The organism is Achromobacter spanius (assembly GCF_003994415.1).
GTDB classification, from domain to species: domain Bacteria; phylum Pseudomonadota; class Gammaproteobacteria; order Burkholderiales; family Burkholderiaceae_B; genus Achromobacter; species Achromobacter spanius_C.
Window position 1 is genome coordinate 275,061 of the sequence record NZ_CP034689.1, and the last position, 24,015, is coordinate 299,075.

Here is a 24,015-nt window from a genome sequence, read left to right on the forward strand (position 1 = left end):
GCGATGCAGTGGCGCGAAGCGCTTTAAAAGGATTCCCCCTGCCGCACCGCCAGCGCCGCCGCCGCCGCGCGTGTTTCCACGCCCAGTTTGATGTAGATGTGTTCCAGGTGCTTGTTCACCGTGCGCGGCGCCATGCCCAGGATCTCGGCGATATCCCGATTGGTTTTTCCCTTGGCCAGCCAGCGCAGCACATCGGCCTCACGTGGAGTCAGACCGTAGACCGGCGCCAACGTCGCCGCCTCTTGCAACAGCAGCAAGGTCTCGCCGCTACGCCGTGATGCCGACAGACTCAAGGTCAAACGCCCTCGCGCACCGACGATCACCAAGGGTTCCGCCGTAGGTCCCGCCGCCAGATTGCCCGCCACCCAATCCGCCAAGGGCGCCGGCAGTTCCGCCGCATCTTCCCCGCAACCAAAATACGCCGCCAACCAGATCCGCGCCTTGCCCGTCTTCCAGATCGGCTGCCCGCGCGCATCCAGCGCCACCACGGCTCGCGCGGCCGCATCGATCGCATCAAAAGCCGCTGACAGGCTGCGCGCATTGCGCAAATGCGTACGCAGCCGGGCCACCACCACATCCGGGTCCAGCGGCTTGGTCACATAATCCACGCCGCCCACCCGAAACCCCTTCAACACGTGCTCGGGCTCGGTCAGGCCCGTCATGAACACCACCGGCACATTTCCCGCCGCCGGATGCGCTTTCAGGCGCGCGCAGGTTTCGAAGCCATCCATTCCCGGCATCACCGCATCGAGCAGCACGATATCCGGCACCACGAAATCCACCCGCTCTATCGCCGATTGGCCATCAATTGCCACCAGCACCTGATAGCCCGCTGCGTCCAATGCGGTGGAGAGCATTTTCAAGTTGTCTGGCGCGTCATCGACCAGCATGACGAGGTTTTTATCGGGCGTGGGCATGGTGACGCTGTACATGGTGTTTAAGCACTTGGTTGAATTCATGCAGTTGAAATTCGCCCGCCAGCGCCCGCAGATGCGTCGTCAATTCGCGCGCTTCGGCCCGGCTGCCCTGTATTTCTTCCAGCTTGGCCTGTATGCCCTTGATATAGCCCATGGCCCCCAGTTCCAGCAGCGCCTCGGCATCCTCGCGCTCCAGCGCCACCTGATGCAGATCCCCCGCCGGCAGCGCCGCTTCCACCTGCGCCACCTGCCAGTCCAGCTTGAGCAGACGGCCAAGTTGACTCAGCAAATCTTCAACCATCACGGGCTTGGCAATGAACGCGTCATGCCCGCTCTGCGCCGGGTCTTTCGGATCCAGGCCCAGGATATTGGCCGACAGCATCACGATGGGCACGGCCACGCCGTCATCACGCAAGCGCCGCAAGACTTCCCATCCCGTCATGTCGGGCATCGAGACGTCCATCAATATCAGGGCCGGCCGCAGCGTATGCACGCAGGCCAGGCAAGCGGCGCCATGCGGCGCTTCGTGTACTTCGAAGCCCAGCGGCTCCAGCAGGTCGCGAACCAGGCGGCGTTGCGAAGGCTGGTCATCCACCGTCAGGATCCGCAGCCGCTCGCCGCGATAGCCCACCACCAGCCCCGACGGTCGGGCATCGCTGCGCGGCGAGCGCACCTCGGGCAAGAACAGCTTCAGCGTGAATACGCTGCCACGGCCGACGGCGCTGCGCACCGTTAATTCGCCGCCCATGATGCCGGTCAGCATCTGGCAGATGGTCAGGCCCAGGCCCGTGCCGGAATCGGCCTGCTCGAGCGCCGCCCAACTGCGTTCAAAGGGCAGAAAGATGCGTTCCAGATCTTCGGCCGGTATGCCTCGGCCGCTATCCTCCACTTCGAACAACACCATGTCCGCCGCCGACTTCACGCGCATCGACACCTGCCCTTCCGAAGTGAACTTCAGCGCATTGCTCAACAGGTTGATCAGGATCTGCCGCAGCCGCTTTTCGTCGATATGCACGATGGACGGCAGTTCCGCCGCTTCATAGCAAAAGCGCAGCCCTTTCAGCGTGCTCTGCGGCCGGAACATCTGCACGATCTGCTCCAGAAACTCCGGCAAGCGCAGTTCGCTGTTCTCCAACCTGAGCCTGCCCGCCTCGATGCGCGCGATGTCCAGCAGGCCGTCGATCAGGCCTATCAAGTGCTTGCCGCTGCGATGAATCACATCAATCGCCTCGCGCCGCGCCGGTGGCAGGCTCGGGTCGCGCTGCAGAATCTGCGCGTAACCCAGAATGCTGTTCAAAGGGGCGCGCAACTCATGGCTCATGCCGCCCATGAAGCGGCTCTTGGCCAGATTGGCGCTTTCGGCCGCTTCCTTGGCCTGTTGCAACTGTGCGTCGGTCTGTTTGTGCGCCTCGATTTCGCGCAGCAGCAAATGGGTCTGACGATCCGATTCCTCTTGCGCCACGCGCCGGCTTTCATGGGCCAGCACCAGCCACCAGGCCAGCACGCCGCCAATCAGCAACAGGGCGGCATACAGCTTCAGGAAGGTGGGCCGTAAACCGGAAGGGTCCAGGCCGGCCCGCATGTGACTGGCGTACTCCTGGTAGTAGATCAAGCCCAGGATGCCGCCCAGCAGCGACCCCATTCCCGCCACGATCAAGAGGTAGTGGCCCAGGCGGCTATGCAGCAGCGGGGTGACCCGCGCCGGCAACAGCCAGCCCAGGACTGCCTGCACCTGATCCTTCAAGCGTCCCTGCTGTTTGCAGCGATCTTGGCAGCGCGCATCCAGCGTGCAGCACAAGGAACAGATGGCGCCGTTATAGGCCGGGCAATGCGCCATGTCCGGCTGTTCGAAACGGTTGGCGCAGATCACACAGACATGGTCCGAACCCGCAACATCGACCGGCGTGCGCGCCAGGTTGTAGCGGCCACGCGTGCGCCAGGCGATGACAGGCGCGCAGATAAAAGCCGCCAGCAAGGCCACAAAGGGCGATAACGCCTGCGCCAGCGCGCCCGCCGTGCCCGGAAACACGCCGGCAAAGGCCAGCAGGCCCAGCGTCATGGCGACCAGCATGCTGCCCACACCGACCGGGTTGATGTCATACAGATAGGCGCGGCGAAACTCGATCCGTTTCGGCGACAGACCCAGCGGCTTGTTGATCACCAGGTCCGCCACCAGCGCCCCGATCCAGGCCAGCGCAACGTGCGAGAACACCGCCAGCACATGCTCCAACGCGCCAAACACGCCCATCTCCATCAGCACCACGGCGATCAGCACGTTGAACACCAGCCACACCACCCGGCCCGGGTGACTGTGCGTGATGCGGGCAAAGAAGTTGGACCAGGCCAGCGAGCCGGCATACGCATTGGTCACATTGATCTTGACCTGCGAGACCACCACGAAGGCCGTGACCAGCGCCAGCGCCAGGCCGGGATCGCTGACCACATAGGTATAGGCCGCCAGATACATATGGGTGGGGTCGCCTGCTTTATCGGCAGGCGCGCCCAGGGACAGGGCCAGCCACGCCAGAAAGGCGCCGCCCAGAATCTTGGCCGCGCCCGGCAAGATCCAGCCCGGACCCGCGCAGATCAGGGCAAGCCACCAGCGTCTGCGGTTGGCCGCGGTGCGTTCGGGCAGAAAGCGCAGGAAGTCGACCTGTTCGCCGATCTGCGTCACCAGCGAGGCGGCCACCGCCACCGCCGAGCCAAACATCAGCAGATTGAAGTTGCCGCCCCGGCCGTCATGGCCCGGAAACCGCAGAAACTCCTGCAAGGTCCCGGGGTCCCGGAAGGCGATGAAGGCATAGGGCAAGAGCAGCAGCACCAGCCATATCGGCTGCGTCCATGATTGCAGCCGGCTGATGAAGGTAATGCCATAAGCCACCATGGGCAGGATGACCACGGCGCACAAGAGATAGCCGATAGACAGCGGCAAGCCGGTGGCCAGCTCGATGGCCAGCGCCATGATGGCCGCTTCAAGCGCAAAAAAGATGAAGGTGAACGAGGCGTAGATCAGCGAAGTAATGGTCGAGCCGATATAGCCAAAGCCGGCCCCTCGCGTCAGCAGGTCCATGTCCAGGCCATGGCGCGCCGCGTAATAGGCAATCGGCAAGCCGGTCAGAAAGGTGACCAGGGCCACGGCGATGATGGCCCAGAAGGCATTGATGAAGCCGTAGTTCAGCGCCAGCGCACCGCCGATGGCTTCCAGCGCCAGGAAAGACACGGCGCCCAGGGCGGTATTGGCGACGCGGAACTCCGACCATTTGCGAAACGACACGGGCGTGAAACGCAGCGCATAGTCTTCTAGCGTCTCATTGGCGACCCAGGTGTTGTAGTCGCGACGGATCTTGACGATGCGTTGAGGCGCGCTGGCAGACAAATCGAGCTCCGAGGGAGTAGGGGATACGTCATTGAACGTAGTTGCCGTTGTAACGCCCCGGGGCGGGCCTGCCTGTACGTCAATCAACGTATGTTGCACTGCGTCATAGGCTCCTAGTATGCCCTCACCCCCCGGGCCGTGGCATGTGCCGCGCATGCTCGGTTTCCCTGGTCGTGATCCATTGAGGAGTCATCGATGTCTGGCAAAACCCCTTTTGATACTGCCCCGGAACTGCCCTCGCGCCGGCGCCTGGCCCTGGCCTTTGCCTCCCTGCCGCTGTTGGCCATACCGGCTCTGTCTCGCGCGGCCGCCCCGGCCACCTCCGCCATCAACACCACCGGCCTGGCCATTACCGACACCGAAGTCACCGTAGGCCAGTTGCACTCGGCGACCGGCACCATGGCCATCAGCGAAACGGGGTCGATTCAATCCGAGCGCCTGGCCATCGAGCAGATCAATGCCATGGGCGGCATTCTGGGCCGCAAGATCAAGATCATCCAGGAAGACGGCGCGTCCGACTGGCCGACGTTTGCCGAAAAGGCCCGCAAGCTTTTGGTCAGCGACAAGGTCGCCACCGTGTTCGGCTGCTGGACCTCGGCCTCGCGCAAGGCGGTCTTGCCGGTGTTCGAAAAGGAAAACGGTCTGCTGTACTACCCGACCTTTTATGAAGGCCTGGAGCAATCCAAGAACGTTTTCTATACCGGCCAGGAAGCGACGCAGCAGATTCTGTCCAGCCTGGACTGGCTGTCGCGCGAGAAGAAAGCGCGCTCGTTCTACCTGATCGGCTCTGACTACATCTGGCCGCGCACCTCGAACAAGATTGCCCGCAAGCATATCGAGAACGTGCTCAAGGGCGAGGTGGTCGGCGAGGAATACTACCCGTTGGGCCACACGCAATTCGGCTCGCTGATCAACAAGATCAAGCTGAAAAAGCCCGATGTGGTCTTCGCCGTGGTGGTGGGCGGCAGCAACGTGTCGTTCTACAAACAGCTCAAGGCGGCTGGCGTCACCAGCGGCAAACAAAAGCTGTTGACCATCTCGGTGACCGAAGATGAATTGCTGGGCATCGGCGGCGAAAACGCCGAGGGCTTCTGGTCGTGCATGAAGTATTTCCAGAGTCTGGACAACGCCAACAACAAGAAATTCGTTGAAGCCTTCAAGGCCAGGTACGGCGCCACTGCCGTGATCGGAGACGTGACCCAGGCGGCCTATCTGGGCCCCTGGCTGTGGAAGATGGCGGTGGAAAAGGCTGGCAGCTTTGATGTCGACAAAGTGGTCGCCGCCTCGGCCGGGCTGGAATTCAAGGAAGCGCCCGAAGGCTACGTCAAGATCGACCCCAACCACCACCTGTGGAGCAAGACCCGCATCGGCCAGATTCGCAAGGACGGCCAGTTTGACGTGATCTTCGAAACCCCGGAGCTGATCAAGCCTGATCCCTTCCCCAAGGGCTATCAGTAATCACCTCGATCCGGGCGCCGCGCGCGGCGCCCTTTCCACTGCCGGGAGCCATCCATGGAATCCTTCTCCGATCTCGGGGCCATCCTGCTGATGCAGGGCTTCAACGGTCTATCGGTCTTCAGCGTGCTGTTGCTGATGGCCTTGGGCCTGGCGATCATCTTTGGCCAGATGGGCGTCATCAACATGGCCCATGGCGAGTTCCTGGCGGTGGGCGCCTATTGCACCTATCTCTGTTCCGAACTGGTCCAGCAGTACGCGCCCGGCCTGATGCCGGCCTACTTCTTCATCGCCATCCTGTTGGCCTTTGCCGTGACTTTTGGCCTGGGCTGGCTGGTCGAGTGGCTGATGATCCGTCATCTCTACCGCCGGCCACTGGACACGCTGCTGGCAACCTGGGGCCTGTCGCTGGTGCTGCAGCAGACGCTGCGCTCGCTGTTCGGCCCGCGTGAAGTCAGCCCCACGCTGCCCGACTGGCTGATGGGTTCCTGGCAACCGCTGGACGGCGTGGACATCCCCATCAACGGGCTGTTCGTCATGTCCATCAGCATTCTGTTGACCGGCGGGCTGCTTTTGGCCTTGTTCCGCTCAACCTGGGGCCTGCATGTGCGCGCCACGGTGCAAAACCGCGCCATGAGCGGCGCGGTCGGCATCGATACGAAGCGCGTGGACCGCGTGACGTTCTCGCTGGGTTGCGGTATCGCCGGCATTGCCGGCGCGGCCTTCACAACCATCGGTTCCACCGGCCCGACCAGCGGCTCGCTCTACATCGTCGACACCTTCCTGACCGTGGTGTTCGGCGGCGCGGCCAGTCTTTTCGGCACCATCGCATCGGCCTTCGTCATCGCGCAGACGCAATCGATCTCGGAGTTCTTCCTGACGGGTTCGATGGCAAAAGTGCTGACGCTGTCGGCCATCGTGATCATTCTGATGCTGCGCCCGCAAGGCCTGTTCAGCATCAAGGTACGCAAGTAGGGGGCGGATCATGCAGAAATTCTTTCGCAATGTCGTGGGTGGGCGCGAAGGGCTGGCTGGGCTGGTGATACTGGCGCTGCTGCTCTTTGTGGTGTTTCCGCTAAGCCTGGACGTCTTCCGGCTCAACCTCATTGGCAAATACCTTTCCTATGCCTTTGTCGCGCTCGGCCTGGTGCTGTGCTGGGGCTATGGCGGCATTCTGAGCCTGGGCCAGGGGGTGTTTTTCGGCTTGGGCGGTTATTGCATGGCCATGTTCCTGAAGCTGGAAGCCTCGACGCCGGAGGCCACCAAGATTCAGTCCACGCCCGGCATCCCCGACTTCATGGACTGGAACCAACTGACCTCGCTGCCCTGGCTCTGGGTGCCCTTCAAAAGCTTCTGGTTCACCTTGATGGCGGTACCGGTGCTGCCCTGCCTGCTGGCCTTGATTCTGGGCGCGGCCATGTTCAAGCGCCGCGTGGGCGACACTTACTTCGCCATCGTGACGCAGGCCGTGGCCTTGATTCTGTCGGTGCTCATCATCGGCCAGCAAGGCTGGACCGGCGGCGTCAATGGCATCACCGATCTGAAGACGCTGCTGGGCTGGGATATCCGCACCGACAGCGCCCGGCTGGTGCTGTATTTCATCAACGGCGCGCTGCTGTTTGCCTGCATTCTGTTCGGCCGCTACCTGCTTTCTTCCAAGCTGGGCAAGCTCTTGATGGCCATGCGCGACAAAGAAGAGCGCGTGCGCTTCTCGGGCTATGACGTCGCCAGCTTCAAGGTCTTTGTCTTCTGCGTGGCCGCCGTGTTCTCGGCCATAGGGGGGGCCATGTTCACCTTGCAGGTCGGCTTCATGTCGCCGTCCTTCGTGGGTATCGTGCCTTCCATTGAAATGGTCATCTTCGCCGCGGTTGGCGGCCGCCTGTCGCTGCTGGGCGCGGTCTACGGCACGCTGCTGGTCAACTTCGGAAAAAGCTATTTCTCGGAGGCTTTCCCGCAGCTCTGGCTGTTCCTGATGGGCGGCCTGTTCATCGCCGTCGTGATGGCCTTTCCCAACGGGCTGGCTGGTCTGTATCAGCAATACGCCCAAAAACGCCTGACGCGCAAAGCATCGCGCCGGCAGGCGGATGGCGCCACGGAGGCCGCATGAACCCGTCCGAGTTCGCCTTGTACGTCGAAGGCCTGACCGTCTCGTTCAACGGCTTTGTCGCCGTCAACGACCTCAACCTGTATGTTGATCAGGGAGAGCTGCGCGTGATCATCGGCCCCAATGGCGCCGGCAAGACCACGCTGCTGGATCTGATCTGCGGCCGCACCAAGGCCACCGCCGGCTCCATCCGCTTCAAGGACACGGAACTCACCGGCCTAGCCGAGTATGAAATCGTGCGTGCGGGTGTGGGCCGAAAATTCCAGACCCCTTCCATCTACGAAACCCTGTCCGTGCGCGAAAACCTGGAAGTGTCGTTCCCGGCCGGGCGCAGCGTGTTTGGCGCGCTGACCTTTCGGCGTAGCGCGGCCGTGATCGAACGGGTCGAGCAGGTGGCCGAAGAGATCTTTCTTGCCGATCATCTGGACCGATCAGCGGAGCTGCTCTCGCACGGCCAGAAGCAATGGCTGGAAATCGGCATGCTGCTGATGCAGGAGCCCGAGCTGATGATGCTGGACGAACCGGTGGCCGGCATGAGCGTGTCCGAGCGTGAGCGCACGGCCGAATTGCTCAATCGAATCAGCCGCAATCGATCGCTCATCGTGATCGAGCATGACATGGAATTCGTGAAGAACATCGCGCACAAGGTCACGGTGCTGCACCAGGGCCGTGTGCTGGCCGAGGGCAGCATGGACAAGGTGCAGTCCGATCCGCGCGTGGTTGAAGTCTATCTCGGCCACTGAGGCCAGGAGGCAATATGTTCAATATCGCTGGCCTGGTTTCAGGCTATGGGCAAAGCAAAGTCATCCACGGTGTCGACCTGGCCGTGGCGTCCGGTGAAATCGTCGCCGTGATGGGCCGCAACGGCATGGGCAAGACCACGCTGTTCAAAACCATGATGGGCATGCTGCCCACCATGCAGGGCTCGATCTTGCTGGACGGCAAGCCGCTCGAACGCCTGGAGAGCCATCAGCGCGTGCGCAGCGGAGTGGCTTACGTGCCACAGGGCCGCATGATCTTTCCGACGCTGACCGTTGAAGAGAACATCCGTACCGGCATGCGCGGGCGGGCGCTGCGCGACACCATTCCGGAAGACATCTACGCCCTGTTTCCGGTGTTGCACGACATGCGCGGCCGGCGTGGCGGCGATCTGTCGGGCGGGCAGCAACAGCAGCTTGCCATCGCCCGCGCCCTGGTCACCAACCCGCGCGTGCTGCTGCTGGACGAACCCACCGAGGGCATACAGCCGTCCATCATCAAGGACATCGCCCGCAGCCTGCTGGAGATTCGCAAGCTGCGCAATCTGGCCATTGTGGTGTCCGAACAAGTCTTGAGTTTCACCATGCAGATCGCCGACCGGCTCATCGTGATCGACAAGGGCCGCTTCGTGCACGAAGACCCGCGCGAGCGCGTGGACGAGAAGACGATCAGCAAATACCTGTCTGTCTGAAGTCGTTGTCCATCTCAAAGGAGCATGACATGCCTGAAACCCTGATCAAGGTCGACCTGGCCCAATCCCCCTACGAAAACGAAGGCGTGCACAATCGCTGGCACCCCGATATTCCCATGGCGACGTGGGTCAAGCCGGGCGATGACTTCGTGCTTGAAACCTACGACTGGACGGGCGGCGCGATCAAGAACGATGACGATGCCTCTGACGTGCGCGATGTGGATCTGTCCACGGTGCACTTCCTGTCCGGCCCGGTCGGCGTCGAAGGCGCCGAGCCCGGTGATTTGCTGGTGGTGGACCTGCTGGATATCGGCGCCAAGCAGGAAAGCCTGTGGGGCTTCAATGGCTTTTTCAGCAAGAACAATGGCGGCGGCTTTCTGACCGAACACTTCCCCTCGGCGCAAAAGTCGATCTGGGATTTTGAAGGCATGTTCACCACCTCGCGCCATATCCCCGGTGTGCGCTTCGCCGGCCTAATTCACCCGGGCTTGATCGGCTGCCTGCCGGATCAGGCACTGCTGGACACGTGGAATGAGCGTGAACAGAAGCTGATCGACAGCGACCCCGAACGCGTGCCGCCCCTGGCCAATCCGCCCGCGCCCAAGACGGCGCATATGGGCAAGCTGAAGGGGGCCGAGCGGGATCGCGCTGCAGCCTCCGGCGCACGTACCGTGCCGCCGCGCGAGCATGGCGGCAACTGCGACATCAAGGATCTGTCGCGCGGTTCCCGGGTGTTCTTTCCGGTCTACGTCAACGGTGGCGGCCTGTCTGTCGGCGACCTGCACTTCTCGCAAGGCGATGGCGAGATCACCTTTTGCGGCGCCATCGAAATGGCGGGCTGGGTGCATATGCGCGTGTCGCTCATCAAGGGCGGCATGGCCAAGTACGGCATTCGCAATCCCATCTTCAAGCCCAGCCCCATCACGCCGAACTACAAAGACTATCTGATCTTCGAAGGCATTTCGGTCGATGAAGGCGGCAAGCAGCACTATCTGGACGTACACATCGCCTATCGCCAGGCCTGCCTGAACGCCATTGAATACCTGAAGAAGTTTGGCTATTCGGGCGCGCAGGCGTATTCGATATTGGGCACCGCGCCGGTGCAGGGCCACATCAGCGGCGTGGTGGACATCCCCAATGCCTGCGCGACCTTGTGGCTGCCGACCGAGATCTTCGACATCGACATCCAGCCCAACGCGCTGGGCGACGTGCCGCAGATAACGCGCGGCATGGACATGCCTATCGCCAAAGACCTTTAAGGAGGCGCCATGCCGCTCTATGACTATCGCTGCCAGGACTGCGGCGAGTTCTCGGTGCTAAGGCCCTTGTCGCAATGGCGTGACCCCGCGCCTTGCCCCGATTGCGGCGGCGCCTGCGAGCGCTTTGTGAGCGGCGCGCCGGCGGTCTCGGCGCTGTCATCGGCAATGCACCGCGCCCGCGCCGTCAACGAACGCGCCGCCCATGAACCCCGCAGCACCCGCAGCGGCCACGGCATGGGTTGCGCTTGCTGCTCAGGCGCCAAGGCTACTGGTCGAACACGCCAGACAGCCGACGGCGGCAAAACCTTCGCCGGCGCCCGGCCCTGGATGATCAGTCACTGAAAGCGGGCGGCGACAGCGTAAAAGACTCCCGCATGTCGCGCGCCTCTTCAACCGGAGTTCGCCCAAACAGGCGCTTGAATTCACGGCTGAACTGCGAGGTGCTTTCATACCCCACGCGGCCGGCTGCCGCCGCCGCAGTGAGGCCGTCGCGGATCATCATCAGGCGTGCTTGGTGCAGCCGAGTGGACTTGATGTACTGGATGGGCGACGTCTGCGTCACCGTGCGGAAGTTTGCGTGAAACGCCGGCACGCTCATGCCGGCTTCTTCAGCAAGGTGCGTCACATTCAGCGGCGCGGCATAGTCAATGTGGATGCGCTTCAGCGCTTTCGCGACGCGGCCGAATCGGCCGTGGTGGGCTAGCGCCGCACGCATCGCGCCGCCCTGTCCACCCGTCAATACGCGATAGCAGATCTCGCGCACCAGACTGGGCCCCAGAATCTTGGCGTCCCTGGGCACCGTCAGCGCCTCCAGCAGCCGCACCGTCGCGCTGGCCAGGTTGTCGTCAAGCTTGGTCGACACCATGCCATTGGGGGGTCGTCGGCCAGGCCCGTGGCGCCGATCTGTGTGATCAGGTCGCTGAGCTCCAGCAAATCCAAACGGATGGATACCGCAAGCATCGGTTCCTCTGGCGAGGCCTGCGTTTCCGTTGAGAACGGCAACGGTACCGACAGCACCAGGTAGTGCTGTGCGTCGTAGATATAGACCTCGCTGCCCAAAAAGCCCAGTTTGCGGCCCTGGCAAACGATCACGATGCTTGGTTCATAGAGCACCGGCGTACGACCTAGCGGGCGATCAGAGCGCATCAGCCGAACGCTTTCCAGCGTGGTCTGGGTGTAGCCCTCGTTAGGCGCCAGCTTTTGAATAAGGCTGACCATCTTGATCGAGGCGGGGGAACGGGCTGTCGACACCGCGGTCTCCTGGTGGTTCGCGATAGCCGGAATTCTAACTGCATGCTGCGCAGGGTATCCGCGCGAACGATAGGAATAGGCAATAACCGCATTGCTCCGTGTATTCGCCGGAGAGCTAGCCATCCCTATCATTCATTTAGCGGCACATAAGAAATGTCGCTTCATTCAGGGCCGTAACCCGGCAACGGCGGTATCAGGGATCAGCGTGGGCGTCGTCAGCCAGAGTCGAACCAACGATAGGAGTATGCAATATGGCACGAAATTCGAACGAGTCCAAAGTCATTCTGATCACGGGCGCCAGCAGCGGTATTGGCGAGGGCGCCGCCCGCTTGCTTGCGGCACAGGGCCACCGGCTTGTCATTGGCGCGCGCCGCACCGACAGGCTTGCCGAACTGGCTCAATCGATTGAAACGACCGGCGGCGTTGTTCGCTATCGCGAACTTGACGTGACCTTGGCCGATGACACGGCGGCGTTTGCACGCTTCGCCCTTGAAGCGTTTGGCCGCATTGATGTGCTGGTCAACAACGCGGGCGTGATGCCGCTCTCGCCGCTTAACGCGCTGAAGGTCGACGAGTGGAACCGCATGATCGACGTGAATGTGCGTGGCGTGCTGCATGGCATCGCCGCCGTGCTGCCGACGATGGAAGCGCAAGAACAGGGCCAGATCATCAACATTTCGTCGATCGGCGGCCTGTCGGTGTCGCCCACGGCGGCGGTGTACTGCGCGACCAAGTTCGCGGTGCGCGCCATCTCCGACGGGCTGCGCCAGGAAACGGACAAGATCCGCGTCACGGTGATCTGCCCCGGTGTCGTGGAGTCCGAGCTTGCCAACACCATCTCCGACGACACCGCGCGCAAGGCCATGCGGGAATTCCGCCGCATCGCCATCACGCCGGATGCCATCGCCCGCGCCATCGCCTACGCGGTTGAGCAGCCCGCTGACGTCGACGTCAGCGAGATCGTGGTGCGGCCTACTGCCAGCCCTTACTGAACGCCGCTGGCAGGGCTGACAGAAGCGCTGACGGCAGAAGTGGCCGAGCTGGGCATCCGTGCAACCGTGGTGTGTCCCGGCCGGCGCGTCCGACTTCCTGAGCAGCGACGCATTGGCCGTCGCCAAGCATAAGTCATTGATTTAAAAGCGTTTTGGATGGTTTTTGTTTTTTTGTTCAAAACCATCCAAAACGCAATGAAATCATGTGCTTAGCTGTTTGCAGCCGCCTGCGCACGCAACCACGCCGCCACCGTCTGAACCGGCGCCGAACTCGGCCGGTCGGCATACATCGCCAGGTGATAAGTGTGCCCATCAATCTCGGGCCCGAAGGGCTGCACCAAATGGCCGGCTGCCAACTCGTCGGCAATCAACGCCAGGCTGACCAGCGCAATCCCGTGCCCGGCCACGGCCGCTTGTATCGCATGCCCCTCATCTGAAAAGCGCAACTGGCTTGCTTGTTGCGGCAGCGGCAATTGCGCGACGGCGAACCAGCGTTCCCAGGTGGGGTTTTCGGGATGGGCCTGCTTCCAGTCGAAACGGATCAGGGGCACGCGCGCCAGATCCGCCGGCGATGTGGCGCCGAGACGCGGGTTCGCCACGGGGGCGAAGCGGTCGGTGAACAAGGGTTGCGTGACCAAGCCGGGATAGGGCCCACGACCGTAGCGAATGGCGATGTCGACCGCCGTGGATCGCAGGTCGGCAAGCTCGTCGCTGGCTTGCAACTGCAGGTCAATGCCGGGATGCTGGCTGCGGAAATCGCTCATGCGCGGCACCAGCCATTTCACGGTGAACGCATTGGTGGCCGAGATGCTGACTTGAATCCGCGTGCGCTGTTGGGTCAATCGGGCGAGCGTCGCCTCGAAGGCATCGAAGCCGTCACGCAGCACCGGGAACAACTGCGCGCCCGCTTCGGTCAGCGCCACCTTGCGCACTTGGCGGTCGAACAGCGCCAGACCGGTCTGCGCTTCCAGAGCGCGAATCTGATGGCTGACGGCGGTTGGCGTTACCGCCAGTTCGGTGGCGGCGGCCTTGAAGCTGCCCAGGCGGGCGGCGGCTTCGAAGGCGCGCAGTGCAGATAGCGGAAGGGTGCGGCGGTGCATGGCGGAATGAGGGCTGGGGTGGCGTATAGATGAATTTATCTCGTCTTATAGCTGACAAATGAACCTTTGTCAGCGCAGCGGCGCATTCCTACAGTAGAGGCATGGATCAGTCATCTACGGCTGATCTTCCAACCATCTACAAATGAGGAAATATTCATCATGCTGAAACGTGTCACGACCCAACCCGACAACTACGCGCCCTTCCTGCTGTCGCAGGGCATCCAGTTTGGCAATCTGCTTTTCATCTCGGGACAAGCGGGCGCCGCGGATGACGGCAAGATTGTGGAAGGCGGCTTCATGGCGCAAGGCGAGCAGGCTTTCTCCAACCTGCGCCGCGCGCTGGAAGCGGGCGGCTCCAGCCTGGACGACGTCATCAAGGTCACCATCTTCGTGACCGACATGGGGCACTTCAAGGACGTCGTGGCCCTGCGCCGCCGCTTCTTCTCGGCACCCTATCCGGCCGACACCATCGCCGAGATCAAGGCCTTGTACGACCCCGCCGCCATGATCGAAATCGAAGCCATCGCGGCCGTGCGCCACCAAGAGGGCGACTGACATGAACACGCCTGTCGATCGTCCCGCGAGCCACACGCCGACCGCGCACGCGGGGCTGTTCACGCCGCTGCGGGTAGGCACAGCGCTAAGCCTGCCCAACCGTCTTGTCGTTGCGCCCATGACCCGCGTCAGCGCCACGGCGGGTGGCCACGCCACGGCGTTGGTGGCCGATTACTACGAGGCCTTCGCGGCTGGCGGCTTTGGCCTGGTGATTACCGAGGGCATCTATACGGACAAGGCTTACGCGCAGGGCTATCTCTTTCAGCCGGGGCTGGCCGACGACGCGCAGCGCGATGCGTGGCGCGCCGTGGTGGACCGCGTGCACGGCCAAGGCGGCCGCATCGTGGCGCAGTTGATGCAGGCGGGCGCGCTGTCGCAGGGCAACCCCTATCGCGATACGGCAAAGGGGCCTTCGGCGGTGCTGCCGAAGGGGCAGCAGATGGCTTTCTATCGTGGCGAAGGGCCGTACCGCATGCCCGAAGCGATGTCGGCCGATGACATCGCCGAGGCGATCGACGGGTTTGCGCAAGCCGCGCGCCGGGCGCAAGAGGCCGGGTTTGATGGTGTGGAAATCCACGGCGCCAATGGCTATCTGCTGGACCAGTTTCTGACGGCCCATACCAACGTGCGCAATGACGGTTACGGCGGCAGCCTGGACAAGCGGCTGCGCCTGACAGTGGACGTCATTCAGGCGGTTCGGCAGGCCACGTCTGCGCCATTCGTGGTGGGAGTGCGCTGCTCACAAGGCAAGGTCAACGACTTCACGCACAAGTGGGAAGGCGGCGAGGCCGATGCGGCGCACATCTTCCGCACGCTGGGGGCGCAGCCCATCGATTACCTGCACACGACGGAATTCGAAGCCTGGCGGCCTGCTTTCGGTGAGCATGGTGCAAGCCTTGCGGCGCTGGCGCGCCAGCACGTTTCCGTGCCGGTGCTGGCCAACGGTTCCTTGCATGACGCCACGCAGGCCGAAGGCATGCTTGCCCGGCAAGAGGCGGACTTCGTGTCGCTGGGCCGGGGGGCGCTGACGCATGCCGATTGGCCCGCTAGGCTGCGCGCGGGTGCGGCGCGCGAGACCTTTGATCGTGGTCTTCTTGCGCCAATTGCTGACCTGGCCAACGCGATTCGGCATCGGGCTCAGCGCCAGCCTTCTGTTGCGGACGCGGCGGCGGGTTAGACGCCTTGTCTTCGGTGCCACTGCGCAGCTTCTCCGCCTGGTTCACCGGGGCAACCGTGGCGGACGTGGGCTGCGCTGCCGCGCTCAAGGGCAGCGGCAGCATTGGCGGCACGCCGACCACGAAGCGATACGGCAACTGCGGCAACAGGCCCTGGATGGTGCCCAGGTCATTGGCCGCTTCGGCGCGCACCTGCAAGGCGGTCTGTTCGTCGCGCAGGGCCCGGTTGACGGCGATGGCATGCGCGTCCAGCCTGGCCTGCTGATCGTGAAACGCCTGGATGGCCAGTTTCAAACAGTGGGCGGTGTACGCATCGCGCAGCGGGTTCAAGGACGCGCCCGCCTCATCGCTTCCCGTCTTGTTTGCTTGCCGGCTGGGCGTCGCGGCTGCTGCCGGCACAGCCTGCCGCGCTGCGTGGATGCGCGCAAACTGCTGCGCCTGCGGGCGTGCCGCGTGTTGGGCGCGGTAAGGGTCCGGGATCGTGTCGATACGGGTGTGCCCAATCGGGTCGACGGCTCTGGAACTCATGACAACTCCTTGCGTGGCCGTGGCGATTTACGGCGCATGGCGCGATGGCATACCGTTGCGGCATGGCGGCTCAGCATGGCGAGCGGCTACCGTTTCCCGCCGCTTGCTTTCTGGGCGCGTCGTTGCAGGCGTAGCCAAATCAGTTGCACGGCCGAGCCCACCAGAAACACCGCGAACCATGTGGCAAGCGCGCCGCGCACCAAGGGGGCTTGCGGGCCGTCAGCAAGTGGATGGCTAACGGGCAGCCGCGTCAGCGTTTCCGCGATGCCCGGCACGCACATCAGGAAAAAGCTGAAAGAAAACCCAAGCTGAGACAGATAAGGATGCGCGCGCGACAACAGCGGCAGTCGCGGCACGAGCAATGCGCCTGCCACCGACAGCAGCGCCAGGATACCCAGCGCGTGCCCGACATTGAATCCGCCGGAACTGGACAGCCCGAACGACGTCAGCACCGCCACCAGCAAGCCGCCCAGGTAGATCTTGCCGGCGCGCGTTGCGCTGTCGATGCCGCGATAGCGCACAAAGCTGTACGCGCCAGCCGCAAGAGGCACCAGGCTGATGAGGGTGTGTGCGGCCCCCAGGGTGGAAATAGGATGTGGCATGGGGATGTCTCCGAAAGAAAATCAACCGACTAGTTGGTTGGTATTGAAGTTAAAAAAAGCGCACCCGTTTGTGACTTGCGGGTGCGCGTTCTGCGGTGATCAGGCCGAGACGGCCAGTTGCTTGATGGCCGCGCTTGAAATCGTGGCGAATACCTTGGGGTCTTCCAACGCGCGCGCGGTCAGCATCGCGCCGTGCAGGGTCGACATGAACGCTTGCGCGTCCGCCTCGGCGCTGTCGCGCAACTGGAACTGCCCCTGCGACACACCGCTTTCCAGCACCGCCTTGATCCACGCCGTGAGTTCGCCGAAATAGGCGCGCACCTCGTCTGCGATGGGCTGCGGAATCATCGGCATTTCGGCGGCCAGCATCGCGCAGATGCACATGGGCATCGTGCCCTCGCGGATGCAGGTGGCCCAGTAGTCGGCATAGGCGGTCAAGCGCGCACGCGGGTCGGGCACATGTTGGTCCAGCGCCGCCAGGCCCTGCCGGGCTTGCGCGCGGTGATGCGACACCACGGTCAGCACCAGGTCCGCCTTGGTGGGGAAATGATGATGGATGCTGGGCTTGCCGATATGCACTCGTTCGGACACATCGGCGTAGCTGAACCCGTGATAGCCGCCGACAGCCAGCAGCAGTCGGGTCTGCTCAACGATTTCAAGGGCGCGGGGGGAAAGCTCCAAGCTCATGGGTAACAACTCTGGTCTGCTGAAAAAAAACGAAGCGCCGGTGTGCGCAATGGCGCAGCGCCGGTGGTTGGCTACGCATGGCAGCCAATCTACTAGTTGGTCGGTTACGTTGTCAAGCGACGCCGCAACCGGAATGCTTGCGTGCCCGAGGGGCGCATGGCTAGCACGGCTCGGTTACCTGAATTGGAAACTGATAATATTTTTTTCAGTTATTAATTAATAACCGTTGCCTGAGTCGATATTATGGCGCTGTGTTATCGGTTTTCAATTTCGTGAATTAACAATAAAAAACACGAATTTCAATATTCGCTAACAACTCTGCGACATCGCTATGTTGCAGTTTGTGTAATGAATGTAATTATTTGAGGGAATCTCCGGGGTTTATTGCGGAGTTCCAGACTTATTTGCACAGCAAAATAAATCTTTAGAAAGAAAATTGCTGTTCATGGCCTCTACGATTCGTCTGCTCGCCGCCCAGCAGCTGTATTTGGGTATCGGGTTGTAACACTCCCCCTAGCAATAAGTCCGCCCAAGCGAGGCAAAAGTAAATCGATTTCGCGTCGATTTTTTGTCTTTTGGGCGTCGATTTCTAGTGTCCCAGACACGACGAAAACAGTGAGGCCCCCGTGGTAAAGAGAATCGCAGTGTGTGGCCTTGGTTATGTCGGCCTGCCCGTGGCAGTCGCATTTTCCAAGCGCTTTGATGTCATCGGCTTTGATGTGGATAAGCGGCGAATCGCGACACTGAAAGAGGGACATGACTGGACTGGCGAGATCGAACGTGACGCATTGCTGGCGTCCCCCATGACCTTCACCGACCAGATCTCCGAACTGGAAGGTTGCGACTTCTTCGTGGTGGCCGTCCCGACTCCGGTGGACGAAAAAAACAACCCCGACTTTTCCCTGCTGGTGCGGGCGTGCCGGTCCATCGGCCCCGTGCTGCGTCCGGGTTGCATCGTTGTCTTTGAATCCACCGTGCACCCCGGCGCCACCGAGGAAATCTGCGGACCCGAGCTTGAAAAGGTGTCGGGCTTGCGCTGCGGTGTCGACTTCAAGCTGGGCTACAGCCCCGAACGCATCAACCCGGGCGACCGTGAGCACCCGCTGGAAAAGATCGTCAAGATCGTGTCCGGCCAGGACGAAGCGTCGCTGGAAATCATTGCGGGCGTCTACGAAAAAATCATTGATGCGGGCGTGCACCGCGCCTCGTCCATCAAGGTGGCCGAGGCCGCCAAGGTGCTGGAGAACACCCAGCGCGACATCAACATCGCGTTGATGAACGAGATGTCGAAGATCTGCGACCTGGTCGGCATCCGCACGTCGGAAGTCTTGAACGCCGCGGGCACCAAGTGGAACTTCCTGAAGTTCTCGCCGGGCCTGGTGGGCGGCCACTGCATTGGTGTCGACCCGTACTACCTGACGTCCAAAGCGCAGGAACTGGGCTATCACCCCGAAGTGATTCTGTCGGGCCGTCGCATCAATGACGGCATGGCCACTCATGTGGCGTCGCGCGTGGTCCAGACCCTGGCCCGCAATGGCCGCCTGAATGCGTCGATCCGCGTCGGCATCCTGGGCATGACCTTCAAGGAAAACGTGCCCGACATCCGCAACTCCAAGGTCGTCGATCTGTACAAGGCGCTTGGTGACTACGGCATTACCCCGGTGGCGTGCGACCCGATGGTCGATCCTGACCAGATGGAGCACGAATACGGCATCAAGCTCGTCAAGCGCGACGAATTCCGCGACATGGACGTGCTGATTCTTGCGGTTCCGCACCGCGAAACCATGGAGACCATCTGGGAAGACTTGCCCAGCCTGGTCAAGGCCGGAGGCATGGTGTGCGACTTGAAGTCCGTGCTTGATAGCAAGCGGCTCGCCTCCGACCTCTTGTACTGGACTCTTTAAGTTCAGGTTCGCCGTCCATCACTGCAGGAGAGACCCTGAATGACTGCATTTACCATCGCTCCGATCGGCACCTGCCGCATCCACACCCCGCTGCGCGATGCCGTGGGCCGCTACCCCATCAAGCTGCAGCTTGGTCGCAACTACGGCTTCGTGCACACCAGCGCCGAGGCGCTGCAGCAAGCGCGCTTCATGTTCGGCCAGACCGATATTCCGGCCGACGTGCAACGCCTGATCTTCCGACCGTCCAACGGCGAGCAGGCTCGCCGTGGCACGCACAAGCCAGCCGACCTGTACATGGTTGAGCTGTCTTCGCGCAAGCTGCTGACCATTGATGGCCACCCCATCCAGTCCAACTACCTGGTCCGCTACTTCAGCGAATTCTTCGCCGACCGCACGCGCACCCGGATGTTCTGGTCCCTGGCTCACGCCGACCGCCTGGCTGAACGCCGCGCGCTGTTGGACCAGGATCCGGTCTTCAAGGGGCTTTCCCAGGACGACCGCGAGCTGCTGGCCCGCATCGTCAAGCGCGACCAGACGGACGAAGAGATCGACGGCGAGATGCGTCAGTTGGTGGACCTGCTGGGCCACGACAAAGTGGTGTTCGTCACGCACGTGAACGCCTTGACGCCGGACAACCTGCCGATTGAACAGCGCGCGCAATTGATTGCAGCGGTAGCCGCCGGCGCGCAGCGCATCGGTGTGCCTTGCTATGACCCGACGCCGCTGATGAACAAGATCGGCCAGGCCGATGCCATGGAAGACGGCGGGCTGGACTTGACGCACTACACGCAGACGTTCGCCGAGCGGCTGTACGCCGAGTGGTTCAAGAACTACATGCGTCCGCGCATGAGCACCGCCACGACGCAGCCCGTTGTGCCCAAGCTTGGCGCGGACGAAAGCGCCGAGCGCATTGAAAAGATCTGGGAATCGGGCGACCTGCGCGAGGCATCGCGCCGTGTGCGCGACGTGCTGCGCCGCCATCCCGGCCTGCCCGAGCACACGCTGCTGTTCGCCCGCATTCAAGAAGAGCTGGGCGACTACGAAGGCTCGCTGGCGCTGCTGGGCAGCGCGGACGGCGCAGACGGTGCGTTGGCCACCGGCAGCAAGGCCGAGCAGGTGCTGATGCGCAACCACTTCAAGCTGGGTCACCACGACGTGGCGTACTCGCTGGCGGCCGGCCTGCTGGGCGACGAAATCGAGACCCCGGAAATCGTGCGTATCGCAGCGGTGTCGGCGGGGCAGTTGGGCTATGTGGACGAAGCGCTGGGCAACTGGAAGCAGTTGTTCCGCATTTCCTCGCCGGACGAGGCCAGCGCGCTGGAAGCGGCCGACACGGTGCTGTCACTGCTGCAGACCAGCGGCGACATGGAAGCCGTGCTTCGCTGGGTTCAGGAAGTGCGCGCGGTCATTCCGTCGCATGGCCGAGGCTTTGCGGTGCTGTGGCGTGACAGGCTGTTGAATGGTGACCGCGCGGCGCTGCGCGTGCTGGCGTCCGAGTCAGCGGCGTTGGAAGACGTGGTGGCGCTGGAACTGGTCAAAGAGGCTTCCTGGCGCGGCTTCATTCTGGCCGCCGCCGCGTTGGCAGTGTCTTGCCAACTGGCCCAGAGCGAGCAGGAAGACATTCGCGCCTGGCTGCAATCGCAGTCGTCGGCGTGGGCCGAAGAAGGCACCCGCGCCCTGGAAGAAGGGCGCTTGCGCGATGCGGCCGAACGCATCTGCGCGCACCGCCTGCTCAACCCCGACGCCTTGACCGCCCTGCGCTCGCAACGCGCCTTCGAACGCGCCATGCGCCTGGGCGTGCGCGCCGCGCTCTTGGCGGGCAACCACAAGGAAGTGATCGACCTGACGGACATCGCCCTGGATAGCCAGGTTGACTTCCCCGAGCTCGACACGATGCGCGGCCGCGCGGCCGACGCCCTGGGCGACAAGCAAACCGCCATGCGCCACCTTGAGCAGGCCGCGGCGGAAGAGGCCGCCCCGCTCAGCACGCAGCTGTACTTTGCGCGCGTGGCCTTCAATGGCGGCTGGTTCGGCGAAGCGATCGACGCCTACAAGATGGTGCTGGCGCATGCATCGGCCGACCAAAGCGCCAAGGACGAAGCCGAACGCCAGCTTGGCCGCCTGGGTCCGCGCGCCATTCGCGCCGCCCGCGAAATCCTGGCCGCCGGCGACCATCGCGGCGCCTGGAACCTGCTGGAGCGCGTGGCGCAGTCGTGGCCGGACATGACCGAGGTCGAACACGAAAAGCGTCGCATCATCGCGGTCTTGTACGCCGAAGCGCGCGCGCTGGACCCGGCCAGCACCACCGAGCGCCTGGCGCTGGGCGAACGCATCCTGCAACTGGTGCCCAACGATGTGATCGGCCTGCGTCTGGCTGCCGTGGGCGCCATGCGCCTGCATCGCTTCGAGCACGCCCTGCCTTACTGGCGGCGCCTGAAGGAGCAGTCCGACAAGCCGGCGCAGTTCGATCATTACATCGACCGCTGCCTGGTATGGATTGAAAAGGCCAACCGCAGGAAGGCCGCATGAACCCGCCGCTGACAGCCGAGCGGACTGGCGTAATGTCCGACCTGCAATGGGTGCATGCCCAGTTGGAGGAGATCGTTGCGGCGTCGGTGCGGGTTCAGGTCGCCCAGGAAAACCTGCCGCGCGCCGAGGCCTTGGCGCGCGACCACCTGGAAGACTCCAAAGTGCGCTTCCTGCTCCTACGCCTGAAGGAGCAGGCGGGCTTGAATGAAGGCATGGCCGAGCAGTGGGCCACGCTGTTGAAAGAATGGCCGGACGATCTTCAGATCGTTCGCTATTGCGCGACTCGCCTCGTGAAAGAACGGCATGTCGACGAGGCCATGGCCTTGGTCGACCGCCACCTGCCCGAGTCGTCGGAGAACCCTTCGCGCTTGTTCGCCCGGGCCAAGTTGTTGAGCGACATCCGCGCGCATGCGCAGTCGGATGCCTTGTTTCGGCGCTTGATCCTGCAACATACGGATCGCAATATCCGCGTTGAATTCGCCAAGCGTTTGCGCAAACGCGGCTTGCTGCTTGAAGCCTATGAGGCGATCCGGCCCGTGGCGAGCCATCTGGCGCCGGGCAGCAAGGCGGCGGAATTGGCCGAGGGCCTGGCCCGCGACTACGCCTTCTATCGCGGCCTGGAACCTGAAGCGGCCTTGGCGGGCAAGGACATCAGGATCGTGTCGATGAAGCACGCGATCCTGCATTTTCGCAATCGGCAGATTGCCGAGCAGCCGCCCGAAAAGCCGATATCGGTGGCGCTGGTGACCGGCAGCCTGGGGCCGGGCGGCGCCGAACGGCAACTGACGCGCTTGGCTGGCGAATTGACGCGCATGGCCGAATTGCCGGATCAGATTTTGCCGGGCAATGGCACGGCGCCCGTGCCGATGCGGCCGGAGAAGGTGGAGGTGATGGTCAAGCAGCACACCGAGCCGACCGGTTCCTCCAAGAAGCAGGGGCTGGATTTCTTTTTGCCCGTGCTGGTCAAGGCGCAGATTCCGGTCACCGAAATCAACCGCCTGCCCGCCGTGTCGGTCGCGCATCAAGCCGTGCCCGACGGTCGTCTGGGCCGTCTGCTGGAACAGTTGCCGCCGCCCGTGCACTATGGCGTCACGCGGCTGGCGCCGGTCTTGCGCGCCAACCCGTTCGACGTGGTCAGCCTGTGGCAGGACGGCACCTGCCTGTTCGGCGCATTGGCCGCATTGCTTGCGGGCGCGCCGACCATCCATCTGGTGTTTCGTGGGTTGCCGCCCAACATCCGCAAGGATAGATTCCGCGAGGAATACCCCGAGCTGTTCCAGGCGCTGGCGCAAGTGCCTGGAGTGTATTTCGTCAGCAACAGCCGCACGGCCGCCGAAGCCTATGCGGACTGGCTCGGCATCCCCATCGTGCGCTTTCACGTCTTGTACAACGGCGTGCCGGACCTGGCGGTCAATGCCTCGCCCGCGGACGAAGCCAAGTGGGAGGCCTTCAAGGAAAGCACCCCTGACGCGACCGAAACCATCGGCGGCGTGTTCCGCCTGGAACCCGACAAGCGCCCGCAATTGTGGATCAAGCTTGCCGCGCTTTATCTGAAGCGACGACCGCAGGCGCGCTTTGTCATCGTGGGCGACGGACGCCTGCACGACAACATCGTGGCGCTGGCCGAAGAGCTGCGCGTGCAAGACCGGCTGCTGCTGGTCGGGCTGTCGAACCACGTTGGCTACTGGTATTCGCAGATGGATGCCAGCGTGCTGCTGTCGCGCTACGAGGGCTTGCCCAACGTGCTGATCGAGGCGCAGCTTCTGGGCGTGCCGGTGATCTCCACACCGGCCGGCGGCGCGGGCGAGTGCTTTGTCGAGAACGAGACGGGGCATCTGCTTTCGGATGTCGAACACCCGGACATGCACGAGGCCTGCGACAAGGTGGAGTCGATGGTCGACCTGGCGCGCACCAACCAGGAATTGAAGACGCAAAGCCGGCAGCGGGCGCAGAACCTGTTTTCGCTGGACGCAATGTTGTCCATGTTCCTGAGTCTGTGCGTACCCGTCATGCCCGTCTCCGAGAACGATGAACGCATCGACTTCGTGCCGATGCAACGGATGCTGGCCTGATAGGCAGCCATGGGTGGCTGATCAGCGCTTGCGCTGATCAGCCGCTCATTCTTCCGAGG

General features: G+C 62.9%; 18 protein-coding genes and 1 pseudogene. 13 read left to right on the forward strand and 6 right to left on the reverse strand.

Features of this window, described 5'->3' with window-relative positions:
* Positions 1-23: 23 nt before the first annotated feature.
* Both ELS24_RS01275 and ELS24_RS01280 read right to left on the reverse strand, forming a co-directional pair.
* The gene (locus ELS24_RS01275; protein ID WP_127183176.1) at positions 24-917 is read right to left on the reverse strand and encodes a response regulator transcription factor; all 894 of its coding nucleotides are present in this window, start codon (positions 915-917) and stop codon (positions 24-26) included.
* Entirely contained in the window at positions 901-4,293 is a 3,393-nt protein-coding gene (locus tag ELS24_RS01280) for a hybrid sensor histidine kinase/response regulator (protein WP_127183177.1), read from the reverse strand. Before ELS24_RS01280 ends, ELS24_RS01275 begins: the two co-directional genes overlap by 17 nt.
* Positions 4,294-4,488: 195 nt before the next feature.
* Here ELS24_RS01280 and urtA point away from each other — a divergent pair, with 195 nt between their 5' ends.
* From urtA to ELS24_RS01315, 7 genes are read left to right on the forward strand one after another with little or no spacing between them, the layout of a single operon-like run.
* Entirely contained in the window at positions 4,489-5,751 is a 1,263-nt protein-coding gene (gene urtA / locus ELS24_RS01285) for an urea ABC transporter substrate-binding protein (RefSeq protein ID WP_127183178.1), read from the forward strand.
* Between the two features lie 54 nt (positions 5,752-5,805).
* Entirely contained in the window at positions 5,806-6,723 is a 918-nt protein-coding gene (urtB, locus tag ELS24_RS01290) for an urea ABC transporter permease subunit UrtB (RefSeq protein WP_050448139.1), read from the forward strand.
* Positions 6,724-6,733: 10 nt separating this feature from the next.
* Positions 6,734-7,855, forward strand: a complete 1,122-nt coding sequence (gene urtC / locus ELS24_RS01295) for an urea ABC transporter permease subunit UrtC (protein ID WP_127183179.1) — start codon at positions 6,734-6,736, stop codon at positions 7,853-7,855.
* A complete protein-coding gene (urtD, locus tag ELS24_RS01300; RefSeq protein ID WP_050448137.1) occupies positions 7,852-8,595 on the forward strand; it encodes an urea ABC transporter ATP-binding protein UrtD in 744 nt (247 codons plus the stop codon). The genes urtC and urtD overlap by 4 nt, the downstream gene beginning before the upstream one ends.
* Before the next feature lie 14 nt (positions 8,596-8,609).
* Complete coding sequence (urtE, locus tag ELS24_RS01305; protein ID WP_050448136.1) at positions 8,610-9,302, forward strand: urea ABC transporter ATP-binding subunit UrtE; 693 nt, start codon at positions 8,610-8,612, stop codon at positions 9,300-9,302.
* 29 nt (positions 9,303-9,331) lie between these two features.
* Positions 9,332-10,561, forward strand: a complete 1,230-nt coding sequence (fmdA, locus tag ELS24_RS01310) for a formamidase (RefSeq protein WP_127183180.1) — start codon at positions 9,332-9,334, stop codon at positions 10,559-10,561.
* Between the two features lie 9 nt (positions 10,562-10,570).
* Positions 10,571-10,903, forward strand: a complete 333-nt coding sequence (locus ELS24_RS01315) for a zinc ribbon domain-containing protein (protein ID WP_083447447.1) — start codon at positions 10,571-10,573, stop codon at positions 10,901-10,903.
* On the opposite strand, the pseudogene ELS24_RS01320 reads toward ELS24_RS01315, so the two are convergent.
* A pseudogene (locus ELS24_RS01320) lies at positions 10,893-11,779 on the reverse strand (AraC family transcriptional regulator). The gene ELS24_RS01315 and the pseudogene ELS24_RS01320 overlap by 11 nt on opposite strands.
* Positions 11,780-12,063: 284 nt before the next feature.
* Here ELS24_RS01320 and ELS24_RS01325 point away from each other — a divergent pair.
* A complete protein-coding gene (locus ELS24_RS01325) occupies positions 12,064-12,804 on the forward strand; it encodes an SDR family oxidoreductase (protein ID WP_127183181.1) in 741 nt (246 codons plus the stop codon).
* A 209-nt stretch (positions 12,805-13,013) separates the two neighbouring features.
* Here the strand turns inward: ELS24_RS01325 and ELS24_RS01335 are convergent, their stop codons facing one another.
* Positions 13,014-13,904 carry a LysR substrate-binding domain-containing protein gene (locus ELS24_RS01335; RefSeq protein ID WP_127183182.1) on the reverse strand — a complete coding sequence of 297 codons (891 nt, stop codon included), beginning with the start codon at positions 13,902-13,904 and terminating at the stop codon, positions 13,014-13,016.
* A 159-nt stretch (positions 13,905-14,063) separates the two neighbouring features.
* Between ELS24_RS01335 and ELS24_RS01340 the strand changes: the two genes are divergently transcribed.
* Positions 14,064-14,459: a RidA family protein gene (locus ELS24_RS01340; RefSeq protein ID WP_127183183.1), complete on the forward strand. Its 396-nt coding sequence runs from the start codon at positions 14,064-14,066 to the stop codon at positions 14,457-14,459.
* A 1-nt stretch (position 14,460) separates the two neighbouring features.
* Positions 14,461-15,636: a tRNA-dihydrouridine synthase gene (locus ELS24_RS01345; protein ID WP_127183184.1), complete on the forward strand. Its 1,176-nt coding sequence runs from the start codon at positions 14,461-14,463 to the stop codon at positions 15,634-15,636.
* A 612-nt stretch (positions 15,637-16,248) separates the two neighbouring features.
* Here ELS24_RS01345 and ELS24_RS01355 read toward each other — a convergent pair.
* Positions 16,249-16,764 (reverse strand): hypothetical protein, encoded by a 516-nt coding sequence (locus ELS24_RS01355; RefSeq protein ID WP_127183185.1) that lies wholly within the window; start codon positions 16,762-16,764, stop codon positions 16,249-16,251.
* A 99-nt stretch (positions 16,765-16,863) separates the two neighbouring features.
* The gene (locus ELS24_RS01360; RefSeq protein WP_127183186.1) at positions 16,864-17,451 is read right to left on the reverse strand and encodes a TetR/AcrR family transcriptional regulator; all 588 of its coding nucleotides are present in this window, start codon (positions 17,449-17,451) and stop codon (positions 16,864-16,866) included.
* 644 nt (positions 17,452-18,095) lie between these two features.
* Here ELS24_RS01360 and ELS24_RS01365 point away from each other — a divergent pair.
* Genes ELS24_RS01365 through ELS24_RS01375 form a run of 3 tightly spaced genes read left to right on the forward strand, consistent with a single transcriptional unit; the run spans position 18,096 to position 23,956 of the window.
* Positions 18,096-19,355 carry a nucleotide sugar dehydrogenase gene (locus ELS24_RS01365; protein ID WP_083447446.1) on the forward strand — a complete coding sequence of 420 codons (1,260 nt, stop codon included), beginning with the start codon at positions 18,096-18,098 and terminating at the stop codon, positions 19,353-19,355.
* A gap of 39 nt (positions 19,356-19,394) precedes the next feature.
* A complete protein-coding gene (locus ELS24_RS01370; RefSeq protein WP_050448126.1) occupies positions 19,395-21,884 on the forward strand; it encodes a hypothetical protein in 2,490 nt (829 codons plus the stop codon).
* Positions 21,881-23,956: a glycosyltransferase gene (locus tag ELS24_RS01375; protein ID WP_127183187.1), complete on the forward strand. Its 2,076-nt coding sequence runs from the start codon at positions 21,881-21,883 to the stop codon at positions 23,954-23,956. Before ELS24_RS01370 ends, ELS24_RS01375 begins: the two co-directional genes overlap by 4 nt.
* Positions 23,957-24,015: the final 59 nt, after the last annotated feature.